The following is a 310-nucleotide window of genomic DNA, read 5'->3' on the forward strand; positions in this document are numbered from 1 at the left end:
GCCGTACTGAGGGTAGTAGTCGGACGGGTTCCCCACCCGGTACGGCTCGCAGGTGACCCGCACCGGGGCGGCGTTCGGGTCGGAGCTGTCCCAGCGGTAGGCCCGCGCGAGCAAGGCCGAGGACAAGTTCAAGGACGTGGACTGGGAGAGCGGCCCGTTCGGCAGCCCGCTGATCGCCCGCAGCAGCGCGCTGATGGAGGTCGAGATCCGCGAGCGGCTGCAGGCCAGCACCCATACCGTGTTCATCTGCCGGGTGGTGCACGCCGCGGTCGGCGAGCTTCCCCCGATGGTGTACGGCGCGGGTAAGTTC

The 310-nt window shown here is 70.0% G+C and carries 1 pseudogene; it reads left to right on the top strand.

Going from position 1 to position 310, the window contains the following annotated elements:
- Positions 1-124 precede the first annotated feature (124 nt).
- Positions 125-310 (top strand): annotated as a pseudogene (locus tag ACLZOT_RS51435) (flavin reductase); the annotation flags it as partial.

Source organism: Streptomyces sp. 4F14, from assembly GCF_048159485.1.
GTDB lineage: Bacteria > Actinomycetota > Actinomycetes > Streptomycetales > Streptomycetaceae > Streptomyces.